Consider the following 12,913-nt stretch of genomic DNA (forward strand, 5'->3'; position numbering starts at 1 on the left):
ACCAAGTGGGCGAAGTGGGTATTGTGGCAACCCGTTCCCCTCACCCTAGCCCTCTCCCAAAGGGAGAGGGGATCAATCAGCATTGGGGATATGGCGTGCCAATTCGGCATATAACCACGGAGCCAAATCTCCCTTCTCCCGCTTATTTATAAAGAATGAGGAGAAGGGCTGGGGATGAGGGGAAGAAAAAATGATATCTCGCGGTAAACGTTGGGCTTCGCTTCGCTCAACCACAACCTACACAATCGGTAGGTTGGTGCTGAGCCTGCGAAGCTCAACATACGAGATGAAAAAAATTCAATTCATTTAGATATTTTTTCAAACAGTTCCATTAGGATAGGATTTTCAATTTCTCTTACTGTTCCACCTTGAGCATTATTGAATGATGCTCTTTCTAATTCAGATAATTTGAAATACTCTCGAGTAAAAAGACCTTTTTCACTATTATTTTTTACAATATACTTCACAATTATATTGCGACCACTTTGCCTCATATCTCTAATTAGATGGCTGGTATAATTATCAAGATTTGGATGAATTATTCTATAATATTTAGACCTAAAAATTCTTTTAGGTAGACTTTCCAATGGAATAACAAGAAAGCTTACATCATCCTTTTTGATTTTCATATTACATCTTTTACATGCCACACTGAGATTTTTAGTTGTAAACAAATGTTTCTTTAATTTTGATTTAGGGATGACATGTTCAATATCTAGAGATAGATTGTACTCATTATAAATATCTTTTTGACAATAACAACAAAACCAGCCCTGCCTTTTTATCTTTTCTGATTTTATTTTCTCCTTTATTGTCGCGACTCTAATATTAGACCACTCTGAATGACCATGATTATAAACCCTAATCATTTCTTGGATCTCATCATCAGTAAAGCTTATTCTTGCCATTTTGCATCCCTGCTGCCACAGCCAATATTTCATAAATACTTTCTAAGAAACTCTTTTGCTTATTATCATAAGAGCCTAATTCATACTCTTGCAATATACTTACTGCTTCTTCATAACTGACAACCCCACGCTCAACATCATTAATGAGATCTATACATATTTGAGATAGAGCATTATTTTCTGGTGTCACAATACCAAATTGTTCCATATAGGCTTTTTCAACATTTTTTATCTCTGGATCCACAGGATAAAAATACGAGCCACTAGATCTAAGAACACTGACATCATGCTCATTAATTGAGCCAGATATAAGTAAAGGAGAGTGAGTTGCAATGAATAAATCTATGTTTGAATGAGGAAAAATATTCAATAGATTCTTAATGTATTGTTGCTGCCAGTTAGGGTGCAAACTATTTTCAGGCTCATCGATGAATATTGCAGTGCCTGATTTTTTTATATTGGCAGCAATAAACAATGAAGTCGCAATCAGCGATAACTCTCCAGAACTAGCATCTTGCAATTTAAAATAATTGCTGTTTTTCGATAGAAAAATATCTAGTTTCTTTATAAATTTAAATTTTCTCAGCTTTCGTTCATTCAAAAGAATTTTAGAAATTATCTCGCCTGAAAGGCCCTCTCCATATCTAGTATAAGCATTAGCCCACAACATATAGCCTAGGTCTTGTATATGATGCCTTATTAAATATAGTAGCGACATGAACTCTTCGTCATAAGTTTCATTTAGCTCATCAACATAATATTTATAGCTTTCAATGTTCATGTTAAAGGATGACATGTCAAAACCTATTTGAGGTTCGAAACCAGCATACTCTAAGATGTTAGATAACGTATATGAGTATAAATCCGCCTCATTGACAGCGGAGATAAAAGCTTTCTTAACAGCCTTTAAATAAATGTTTCCATTTAACTTCCGCCCCATGTAACAATAGCTACCCCGAGAACTCCTACTTGGAAATCGGTCAGTTAGTGAGGTGGAAATTGCAATCACATGTTGGTTGTTATTTACAGCATCTCTCGCCAACATTGACAACTGCCTGCTCTTCCCTGAGCCATTATCCCCTGTATATATTGTGATCATGTAACCCTCTAAATATATTTCCGATTATATTAAATCTTATCCCCCAACCTCTCCGCCAAGCCGGAATAACGCTCGGTCTTTTTCCGCACGGCTTGAGCCAGCAGGGCGCGATCGCCGTAGAGATCGAGGCGCGCCTTGGCCCGAGTGATGCCGGTGTAGACCAGCTCGCGGGTCAGCAGGGGGCTGGGGCTGTCCGGCAGCACCAGCACGGTATGGGCGAACTCCGAGCCCTGGGATTTGTGGATTGTCATGGCGTAGACCGTCTCGTGGGGGGGCAGTCGGCTTGGCAAGAGCGCGCGCAGGCTGCCGTCCGGCTGCTCGAACCACACCTTGAGGCGGCCAGTTTCATCGGGCAGGCAGAGCCCCATGTCGCCGTTGTAGAGGCCGATGCCGTGGTCGTTGCGCACCACCATCACCGGGCGGCCCGCATACCAGTCGCCATCGCGGGAAATCAGCCCGGCCCGAGACAGGGCCAGTTCGAGCCGCTGGTTCAGCCCCTCCACCCCGAAGGGGCCATCACGCAGGGCGCAGAGGATCTGGAAGCCGTTGAATGCCTTGAACACCGCCGTCGGATCCTGCCCCTCCCGGGCCGCCTTGAGATAGCTGCCGTAACCGGCCACCCCCTGGGCGATCAGCCCTTCGTAGGCCTCGCCGACCCAGGGATGCAGGCTGATATCCTTGAAGCCGGCGCTCCAGACCACCTCCACCGCCGCGGCGTCACCCGCGTTGCAGGCCCGCGCCAGCTGGCCTATGCCCGAATGCTGATCGAAGCGCCAGCTCTTGGCTAAAAGGCAGAGGCTATCGCGCACCGAGGCCCCGCCTGGGATGCCACCAAGAGCGCCCGTTGGCGTGCCCTGCAGCCGATAGCCGGTCTGGCGGGAGAGCCAGGCCGCCTGCTCCGGGCTGATGCCCTGCTCGATAAAGCTGCAGATATCGCCGAGCACGGCCCCCGCCTCCACCGAGGCGAGCTGATCCTTGTCGCCCAGCAGGATCAGGCGGGCATGGCTCGGCAGCGCATCCAGCAGGCGCGCCATCATGGGCAGGTCGACCATGGAGGCCTCGTCCACCACCAGCAGGTCCAGGTGCAAGGGGTTGCCCCCGTGGTGGCGGAACTGGCTGCGGCCGGGGATCACCCCGAGCAGCCGGTGCAGGGTGCCCGCCTCGGTGGGGATGGCATCGACCCACTCGGGGGGCAGATCCAGGGCCTGCAGGGCCGCGCCTATGCTCTCGGTGAGGCGCGCCGCCGCCTTGCCGGTGGGAGCCACCAGCCGCACGGCCGGGGCCTTGCCCCCTTGCAGGCCGGTCTCCACCAGGATGGCGAGCAGCTTGGCGACCGTGGTGGTCTTGCCGGTGCCGGGGCCGCCGGAGATGACCGCGAAGGGGCGCGCCGCCGCGGTGGCCGCCGCCAGCTTCTGGCCGTTGCAGCAGAGCGCCTCGGGCACCAGGGCATCCAGCGCACTCAGCTCGCTCGCCGCCTGGGCACTGGCCAGCAGGGTTTCGATAACGGGCCAATCCACTTCATTCGGAAAGACCAGATCCAGATACTTCTCGATAAAGTGGCGCGTCGAAAAATCGGGGGCGAGCCGCGCCTTGAGCAGGGCGGCGAAGATCAGCCCATAGTCGCGGGCAAACAGCCGCGCCAGCGCCGGGGCTATCTCCGGCCATTCGGCTCGCTCGCTCAGGGCGCGCAGGTGGCGGGCCACCCCCTGCTCGTGATCGTGGTAGCGGGTGAGGTAGAGCCGCCCCTGCCAGAGCCGCAGCGGCCAGCGGGGGGCATAAGCCTCGCTCCCTTCGTGACCCGCTTGCTCGGTGCCAACCAGGGGGCTCTCGGCAAACAGGCTCGGCCAGCGGCCAGGATCCGCCAGATCCGCCAGCAGATCCCGGCTCTGTTGCGGATCCAGCCCGAACGGGCGCAAGGCTCCCTGTCCGTTACCAGAATGCGCCAGCAGATCCAGCGGCAGGCAGACGTGGCCGCGCCCCAGCTCGAAGCAGGTGAGCGCCGCCCCCAGCACCAGCTCGGGGCTGCCGCCAAGATCGGCCACCAGCTTGGCAAACTGCAGATCCAGCTGGCGGATGCGGCCCGCCAGCGCCAAGGTCTTCAGCCGTTCGATGATCATCCCGCTGCTCATGATTCAACCTCATTCCACTCTTGTGCACCGGCAGCGGGCTGCGCCGCGCCCTCGCTAAATAATTCGTCCAGCCCCAGCACCAGCTCGCGGCTGGGGCGGGTATGGAAGACACCCCCTTGCGGCATGCCGCGCAGGAACAGATAGAAGACACCGCCAAAGTGCTGGTCGAAGTCGTAGCCCGGCAGGCGTAGGGAGAGCAGCCGGTGCAGCGCCAGGGAGTAGAGCTGGTATTGCAGATCGTAGCGATGCTCCGCCATCGCCCGCTCCAGCGCCGGACGGCCGTAATCCGCCGGACTCATGCCGAGGTGGTTGGATTTGTAGTCGAGCAGATACCAGCGCCCCTGCCACTCGAACACCAGATCGATGAAGCCCTTCAGCATGCCCTGCACCGCCGCAAAGCTGAGGGGCTTGTTGCCTCTCGACAGCGGATCGTGCCGCTGGCACAGCGCGGTCAGGGCCGGCGCCGTCACCCGCCCCATGGGCAGGAAAAACTCCAGCTCCACCTGCTTGTGGCGATCGGTAAGCTGGCGCAGCCGGACCGGCTCACCGCCTTCGTCTTGTTGCAAGGGAAGCGGCAACTCGGTATCGAGCACCGCCTCCACCTGCTGCTGCAGCACCGGGGCCCAGGCTGCGTCGAAGCCATCCTGCACCAGCAGCGCGGCAATGTGCTGCGCCAGCTCGTCGCCGCCGGCGCTCGGGAAATCGATGGTCTCGAACAGGCTGTGCAGCAGGGTGCCGGGGCGGGCGCCCTTGGGGAAGGTGAAGATGGAGGGCTGGGGCGCCTCTGCCTCCTCCGGCAACGCGGCGGCCGCCTCGGGCGCCACCTCGTCATCGAAGCCGGGGTTGGCCAGCACCCCCTTGCTGTGGCCGTTGCCCTGAGCCGCCAGCCCGGAGTAGGAGCTGATCCACCAGTCCCGCTCGAGCTTACCGGTGAAGTGGCGCACCTGGGGCTCGCCCAACTGCACCAGCTCAGGTGCCAGCGGGGCCGGACGGCGGAGCGAGGGCTCACCGACGGCCACTCCGGGCAGCGCCTGGGCCAGCTCCTGCAAGGCGGTGGCCAGGGTGCTGGCATCGCCCGCCTCCCCCTTCTGCAGCAGATAGCCGATGGAGGTGTGGTGCAGATCCGTGGTCTCGGACTTGCCGCTGCCCGAGCGCACCGGGGCCAGCCCTAGCCAGGTGGCGTAGACGCCACGGGTCAGCGCCACATAGAGCAGCCGCAAGTCTTCGGCGAGCCGCTCCCTGTCCGCCTCGGCCAGGGAGCCTTCGGCGCCGGTCAGATCGAGAATGGTGTGATTGCCCGCCTCATCCGCCTCGTGATAGAGCGGCGTCTCGGCGGCTCTGTGGCTGCAGATGAAGGGCAGGAACACCAGCGGGTACTCCAGCCCCTTGGATTTGTGGATGGTGACTATCTGCACCAGCTTGCGCTCGGACTCGAGCCGCAGTACCTGCTCCGCCACCTGGCCGTTGGGGTGCGCGATCGCCTCCCCCAGCCAGCGCAGCAGGGCATACTCCCCGTCCAGCTCGCCGCTCGCCTGCTGCAGCAGCTCCCCCAGATGGAGGAAGTTGGTGAGGCGCCGCTCCCCGTAAGGGCTCGCCAGCAGGGAGGAGGCGAGATTGCGCCCGTGCAGCAGGGCCCGCAGCATGGCCAGCACGCCGCGGCGGTGCCAGATCTTGCGGTACTCCACGAACTCCTGCACCGTGCTTTCCCAGGCGCGCTCGTCCGATGCCAGGGTGTCGAGCGCCCTGGCGTCGAGATCGAACAGGCCGGTGGCCAGCGCCGCCCGCAGGCTGCGCTCCTCGCTCGGGTTCTGGCAGGCGTGCAGGATGAGCAGGATCTCCCGCGCCTCCACCTGCGCCAGCACGCTCTCGCGATTGGACAGGTAGACGGATGCGATGGCGAGCCGCGCCAGCTCTTGCTGCACCAGCCGTCCCTCGGCGCCGGTGCGCACCAGCACGGCGATATCCCCCGCCTTGACCGGCTGGTCGCCGATCAAGGCCTGCTCCTCCCGGGCCAGACTCAGCAGCCGGTGGATCTCGGCCGCCGTGGCGCGGGCCATCAGGCTCTGGTAATCCCCCCGGTTGAAGGTGGGCTGGCCACCGAGCTGCCAGCAGTGCAGCACGGGGGCGACCTGGCCATCGAGTCGCAGCGCCTTGCCCTTGCCCTGCGCCTCCACCGGCAGGAAGGGGATGTCCGCCTCGTAGATGAAGGGATCCCTGGCCCGCTGGAACAGGCCGTTGACCGCCGCCACCAGGGCGCCGCTGGAGCGGTAGTTGCGACCCAGGGTGTAGTGGGCGCTCACATTTCGCCGCGCCTGAATGTAGGTGAAGATGTCGGCGCCGCGAAAACCGTAGATGGCCTGCTTGGGGTCGCCGATCATCAGCAGCGCAGTGTCGCGCTGACCGCCATAGAGCCGATGGAAGATGCGGTACTGCTGGGGGTCGGTATCCTGGAATTCATCGATCATGGCGACCCGATAGCTGGTGCGAATGCGCTCGCACAGTCGGTCACCGAGGTTGGAGCCGAGCGCCCCGTCGAGATCCTTGAGCAGATCGTCAAACGACAGCTGATGGGCCTGACGCTTGCTGATGCGCATCCGCTCGTGCACCACCCGCGCGGCCCGCTGCAGGATCAGATCCCGGATGCCGGGGCGGCTCGCGAGCAGTTCATCGATCTGCGTGAACAGTGGCAGGGTCGGCAGCGCCTTGCCCTTGCTCAGCTTGGCTTCCAATGCCTCTTGACCGAAGCGCTCGAGATCCTTGGCCAAGGCGTAGCCAGTGGTCGGGTCTTGTGCCCAGTCGGTTATCTTGGTGAGCCAACCTTCGTAGTTCTTGCCGGTATAGAGCTTGATCTGACCCTCGGTCTGGCGGCGGATCTCGTCAAGCTGACTGAGCCAGCCCTGCTTGATCGCCTCAATGCGGCTCATGGCTTGTTCATGACGCTCGGCCAGGGTCTCATCCCCCAGTTGAGGGCGTATTTCCAGCTCGCTGTTGTCCAGCCAGCCGCTCATGTCCCGCAGCAGGGCGGCGGGGCTCGGCCACTGCTGGCGCACCGCCCGGGCCAGCGCCTCGTCCACCGGATAGAACTCGGCGCGCCAGTAGTCGCTCACCGCCTGCAGCCTGAGCTGGCTGTCGTCGGTCAAGAATTCGGTTTCAAACAGGGCGCCAGATTCGAAGGCGTTCTGTTTCAGCATCCGCTGGCAGAAGCCGTGGATGGTGAACACCGCCGCCTCGTCCATCTGCCGCTCGGCGGCCAGCAACCGGCGCGCCGCCTGCTCGTGATCCTCCACTTCCAGCAACAGCTGGGCCAGCAGCGGATCCGGACTCTCGCCGCGCAGGAAGGCGAGGCGTGCCTCGTGGATGCGGGCGCGGATCCGCCCCCGCAGCTCGGCGGTGGCGGCTTCGGTGAAGGTCACCACCAGAATTTCGGTCACCGACAGCGGCCGCTCGTGGGCGCTGGGCTGACCCGCCTCCTCCCCTTCCTCGATGAGCGGGCCGTGGCCCAGCAGCAGCCGCAGGTAGAGGCCGGCGATGGTGTAGGTCTTGCCGGTCCCGGCAGAGGCCTCGATCAGCCGCTCGCCATGGAGGGGGAAGCGCAGGGTATTGAGTGCTTGGGCCATTACTTCAGCTCCTCCAGGCAGTTGAGCAGCGGGGTCAGATGCTCGCGGGCCAGCCCTTGCAGCTGGCTCAGCACCTCCTCGTCGAGGGCGGGGAAACAGCGTGCGACATAGGGATCTTCGCCCTCACCTATCAGTTGCCAGCCGCCCTGGAAGCGGGCCAGCGCCGCCTTGTCGGCGGCCTCCGGCTTGTCCGGATCCTTCTCGATGGCCTTGAGCCAGTCCCAGGCGGTGTTGGGGAAGAAGGGCAGCGGCCGCTTCATCCCCTGCTGCCAGAGCGCCACCAGCGCCGCCAGCCTGGGCCGCGCCTCGTCGGCGGACAGCGCGGGCAGTCGCCAGCCCAGCTTGGCATCGAGCAGCAGGGTGTCACCGGGGGCCTCGCTCAGGGCGAGGCAGAGGTGCTGGACCCAGCCCAGCAGCAGATCCTTGCCGTTGAAGCTGCCGGGCTTGACGATCAGCTGGCGGCCCCGCTGGGTGTCGATCCAGCCCTGCAGCTGGCCCTGGGCCAGGGAGATATCGATCTCCACCGCCTGCTTGCCGCCATCCTCTTCACCGGCGAGCCAGGGGCGCAGCCGATCCGCCAGCTTGCCCATCTGCTCGTCCAGATCGTCGAGCAGCAGGTTGCCGAACCAGCCTTGCGGCAGCTGACCCGACAAACGCAACCGCTCACACCGGATCTCGCTGTTGCCCTCCTTGAGATGAGCATCGAGCAGCAGGCTTTTGAGCTGATAGTGCTGCAGGCCGTCCAGCTCGAACGGCTCGCTGTCCTCGATGTTGGCCTCGTTCAACTCGAACCACACCTTGAGGCGGCGGTTGAGGAAGTAGCGGGCCGGCTGGCGATAGAAACGCAGCAGCTCGGCCAGCTCCAGCCCCTGCTCCTTGCCCCATTCGGGAGGTAACGGCAGCTCGCCGCTCTGGAAGTTGCTCGCCCCCGGCACCGGATTGAGGGCCGACAGCCAGTCGGTGGCATAGGTAAAGAGTCGCGACTCATGTTCAGAATCGGGCTCGGGGTAGAAGTAACTATGGCTATAGGGGGTGAGCGGGTGCTCGACCACCAGGTGCGCGAGCAGCCGCTCGCCGGAGACCTCGTCGGAGAGCGCCTCGTCCCCCGCCAGCACGAAGCCCTGGCGCACATAGTCGACCAGCTCCGCCAGCAGCACAGAGGGCACCTTGGGACTGTTGTCCTCGGCGCTGAAGCCCTGATAGCTGATGTAGAGTCCCTGCTGGGCGCTGAGTAGCGCCTCGAGGAACAGATAGCGGTCATCGTCCCGGCGGGATCTGTCCCCGCGGCGGGAGGCCGTGGCCATCAGATCGAAGCCCATGGGGGCCAGGGTGCGCGGGTAGACGCCGTCATTCATGCCGAGCAGGCAGACCTGCTTGAAGGGGATGGAGCGCATCGGCATCAGGGTGCAGAAGTTCACCTGACCGGCCAGGAAACGCTGGCTGGAGCGCTGCTCGCCGAGCTGATTGCCGAGGTAGTCCTGCAGCAGCTCAGGGCTGATGGGGTGGTCGAAACGCGCCTCGCCCAGCTGGGTCTGCCACTCGGCCAGCTGGCTGCGGATGAGTTGCAGCAACCGCTCCTCCTCTTCGTCCGCCAGATAGAAACGATCCAGCAGCTCGTTGAGGCAGGCTACCCAGCCGGGCAGGCTCTGCGCCTGCTGCAGGCGGGGCAGGAATTCGGCGAGGGAATCCACAAACCAGGCCAGCTTGCCGAGCGCCAGCCCCTGCTGACCCTCGATGTCGGCGTAGGGCAGTATCCCCGCCACCGGCTCGCCGTCCCCCATGGCGAAGCCGAGCAGCATGCGGCGCAGGCCGAACAGCCAGCTGTTGCCGCTGAGCGGCGGCAAGTCGAAGCGCAGCGGATAGGCATCGTCCAGCCCCCAGCGGATGCCGGTCTCCTGCACCCAGACCCGCAGCTGGTTGAACTCGCCGTCATCCAGCTCGAAGCGGCGCAGCACGGCGGGCACCTCCAGGATGGCGAGCAGCTCCCCCGCCCCGAAGCGGGCATTGGGCAGACGCAGCAGGGCGAGGAAGCTCTGCAGCAGCGGGCTCTCCTGACTCGCCGCCCGATCCGAGACCGCGAAGGGGATCTGGCCGCGGGCGCCGAACACCGCCTGGATGTAGGGGCCGTAGCTGTTCACATCCGGCATCATCACCACCACGTCTTTGGGGGTGAGGCTCGGATCCTGCTCGAACAGCCCTAGCAGCCGATCGTGTAGCACTTCCAGTTCACGCATCGGGCCGTGGCAGGCGTGGATCTGCAGGGATCCATCCGCCGGATCGAGCGGGCTCTTGTGCTGGCTGCCGTCCAGATCGAATCGACCGGCGCCCCGCTCTGCCAGCTCCAGCACATCCTTCTGGATGGCGCGCAGCAGCCTGACATTGCCCTTGGCATCGAGGTCGTCGATATCGACGAAGGCCTCTATTTGGGGCACCTCCAGCTCCATCAGCTGGTGCAGGTAGTCGCGCCCCAGCTTGCCCATGGAGGCGAGCAGCGGGTTGGCGGGCCCTTGCAGGGTCTCGATGTCGGTGCCGGGCTTGAGCTTGTTGGCCAGCCGGGCGAGCGTCTTGCGATCCAGCAGATCCCCCCAGTAGTAGCGGCAGGGGTTGGTGATGAACAGGTGCACCTCCACCCGGCTGCCGAGGGCCTGCAGCGCCTCCACGTAGCGCGGCGGCAGCGCCGAGATGCCGAACACGAACACCCGCTCCGGCAACCTGCCCGGCAGCTCGGCGCTCTGTTGCAGCCCCTGGATAAACTCCTCATAGAGGTTGGCTCTGTGATAGCCGCTCGGGCTCAGCGCCAGGGTGCGGGCCACCAGCTCGCGCCACAGCTCGGGCTGCCAATCCTGGCCGCTCACCCCCGCCAGCTCCAGCCCCAGACCCTCACCCTCTTCCCAGCGGGCGATCCAGTCCGGCCGGTAGACCAGATACTGGTCGAACAGATCCGCGATCTTCTGGCACAGCTGCCACAGCCGCACCTGTTCGGGCTCCTGCCGGGGATCTGCCTGCGGATCCTGTTCCTCGGCGCCCCCCAGATAGGCGGCAAGGGGGGCGAAGGCGGGGCGCTCCAGCAGGGCCGGCAATATGGTCATCAGCTGCCAGCTCATGGCGCCCTTGTTGTAGGGGCTCTGGCGCGGCACATCCGCCAGCACCTGGGTGAACATCTCCCAGATGAAGCTGGCGGGCAGCGGGAAGTCGATGTTGGCGGCAATGCCGAAGGCCTTGGCCAGCTCCAGCTTGAGCCACTGGGCCATGCCGGGGCTCTGCACCAGGATCTGTTCCCGCTGGAAGGGGTGAGAGAGGGGGGCCTGCCGGATGCGGTTCACCAGCAACTCTTTGAGCAGATCCAGCTGATTGGAGTGGTAGAGGGTAAACATGGACGACTCCCGCCAATTCGAAAGAGGGGTGCGCGCGAGAAAATGTGAGTCATTCCCGTCACTTCACACGAAATGGGATTGTCGGGGATCGGGGGGGAAGATGCAAAAGGCGCTTGCGGCCGCCGATCACGGCGTCGGCACAATTCCGGATAGGAGGCACTGGCGGGCATAAAAAAGCCGGTGCCGCTGCACCGGCCAAAGGCGTTGGAAAACTCGAACTATCAGGCTATTACCAGTTCTTGCCGAGACGGGCATCCAGGCTGAAGGCCCCCGCACCGGCCGCCGCCAGGGCCAGGAAGCCACCGGCGATGGAGAGGTTCTTCATGAACATCAGCATCTGCATCTGTTCGGCAGGCTGATAGTGGAAGAGGAAGGCCGCCATCAGGGTGAAACCGGCAAGCAGCACGGCGATGCTACGGGTAAACAGGCCCAGCACTATGGCGAGACCGCCACCCAGCTCCAGCAGGATCACCAGCGGCAGCACGGCCCCGGGCACGCCCATGGCTTCCATGTAACCCTGGGTACCGGCATAACCGCCGATCTTGCCCCAGCCTGCAATCACAAACATCAGCGCCAGCAGTACACGACCCACCAGCAGTGCCACGTCTTTCATCTTGTCCATCATCAGATTCCTTTGATTACCCATAACTGTGTTAATAGTGTAAGACCGAATTGTTAACTCATTCATTTCGCCAAGATTTATTTATCAGGGCAGATCAAATAACAGGGCCTCACTGGCCTGGGAGGCGGTGAGCACCCAGGCCTGCTCGTCACGGCTGAGCAGGCCATCGCCGGGTCGGGCAGCCAAACCGTTGCCAGTCAGCTCCCCCGAGATCATATGCAGGTAACCATGCCGACCTTGCAATGCCCATTCGAGGGTCTCCCCCGCGGCAAGTTGCAGTCGCCATACCTTGGCCTGTTGGCGGATCCTGAAGGATCCTTCCTCACCCTCGGGTGACGCCACCAGCGTCAGCCCGGGCTGGGCTTCTATCTTCTTCTGCTGATAGCCTGGGGTAGTGCCGTATTCATTCGGCTCGATCCAGATCTGCAACAGGGAGAGCGGCTCGGTCTGCGAGGGGTTGTACTCGCTGTGCCGGATGCCGGACCCTGCGCTCATCAGCTGGAAATCCCCGGCCGGGATCTGCTCGGCATGACCGAGGCTGTCCCTGTGCTCTATGGTGCCTCTCAGCACGCAGGTCAGGATCTCCATGTTGGCATGAGGGTGGGTGGCGAAACCGCCACCCGGCGACACCAGATCCTGATTGATGACCCGCAAGACCGAGTGTCCCATCCAGTCCGGGTCATAGTAGTGCCCGAACGAGAAGCTGTGACGCGCGTCCAGCCAGCCAAAGTTGGCATGACCTCGCTCTTCTGCGGCTCTCAATTTCATCATGGTGTGCTCCTCAAATATCGATATGGTTGATTAACGCTGGCGACCGCCACCCACCCCGTACGGGATGCGGTAGCTGCTGCTCTGATCACCCAGGCTGACCGTCAGGTTGCCCTGGGTGCGGCTCGGGATCTTCACCTGCTGGGTGCCCGTCAGGCTGGCGTGGACGGATGCCAGCACATCGCCAGACTCGTCACGCACCTCCAGCATGGGGTTGGCAGGGCCGTCGACGGCGGCACTGGCCTGCCAGTTGACAAACAGGACCCCAGGCGCGGCGTTGAAGTCGGCGGGGACACTTGCCTGGGCGGCACCAGCGGTCATCAGGCCTGCAACGGCCAGCATCTTGATTAGGTTTTTCATGCTCATTTCTCTCTTGAATTGTTATGTCATTGATAG

8 protein-coding genes are annotated in these 12,913 nt (G+C 61.3%); all 8 read right to left on the bottom strand.

What is annotated here, in order from left to right:
• Window positions 1–302: 302 nt before the first annotated feature.
• Window positions 303–908 (bottom strand): HNH endonuclease, encoded by a 606-nt coding sequence (locus tag EL255_RS19505; RefSeq protein ID WP_170176020.1) that lies wholly within the window; start codon window positions 906–908, stop codon window positions 303–305.
• Window positions 886–2,007 carry an AAA family ATPase gene (locus EL255_RS19510; protein ID WP_084228332.1) on the bottom strand — a complete coding sequence of 374 codons (1,122 nt, stop codon included), beginning with the start codon at window positions 2,005–2,007 and terminating at the stop codon, window positions 886–888. Before EL255_RS19510 ends, EL255_RS19505 begins: the two co-directional genes overlap by 23 nt.
• A 29-nt stretch (window positions 2,008–2,036) precedes the next feature.
• Entirely contained in the window at window positions 2,037–4,136 is a 2,100-nt protein-coding gene (gene recD, locus EL255_RS19515) for an exodeoxyribonuclease V subunit alpha (protein ID WP_042653400.1), read from the bottom strand.
• Window positions 4,133–7,753, bottom strand: coding sequence for an exodeoxyribonuclease V subunit beta (gene recB / locus EL255_RS19520; RefSeq protein ID WP_042653401.1), 3,621 nt, complete (start codon window positions 7,751–7,753; stop codon window positions 4,133–4,135). The genes recD and recB overlap by 4 nt, the downstream gene beginning before the upstream one ends.
• A complete protein-coding gene (gene recC / locus EL255_RS19525; protein WP_042653402.1) occupies window positions 7,753–11,127 on the bottom strand; it encodes an exodeoxyribonuclease V subunit gamma in 3,375 nt (1,124 codons plus the stop codon). The genes recB and recC overlap by 1 nt, the downstream gene beginning before the upstream one ends.
• A gap of 229 nt (window positions 11,128–11,356) precedes the next feature.
• Window positions 11,357–11,749, bottom strand: coding sequence for a DoxX family protein (locus tag EL255_RS19530; RefSeq protein WP_042653403.1), 393 nt, complete (start codon window positions 11,747–11,749; stop codon window positions 11,357–11,359).
• A gap of 84 nt (window positions 11,750–11,833) precedes the next feature.
• Window positions 11,834–12,520 carry a pirin family protein gene (locus EL255_RS19535; RefSeq protein ID WP_042653404.1) on the bottom strand — a complete coding sequence of 229 codons (687 nt, stop codon included), beginning with the start codon at window positions 12,518–12,520 and terminating at the stop codon, window positions 11,834–11,836.
• Window positions 12,521–12,550: 30 nt separating this feature from the next.
• Window positions 12,551–12,883, bottom strand: a complete 333-nt coding sequence (locus tag EL255_RS19540) for a hypothetical protein (RefSeq protein WP_042653405.1) — start codon at window positions 12,881–12,883, stop codon at window positions 12,551–12,553.
• Window positions 12,884–12,913 lie beyond the last annotated feature (30 nt).

It is taken from the genome of Aeromonas encheleia (assembly GCF_900637545.1).
Taxonomy (GTDB): domain Bacteria; phylum Pseudomonadota; class Gammaproteobacteria; order Enterobacterales; family Aeromonadaceae; genus Aeromonas; species Aeromonas encheleia.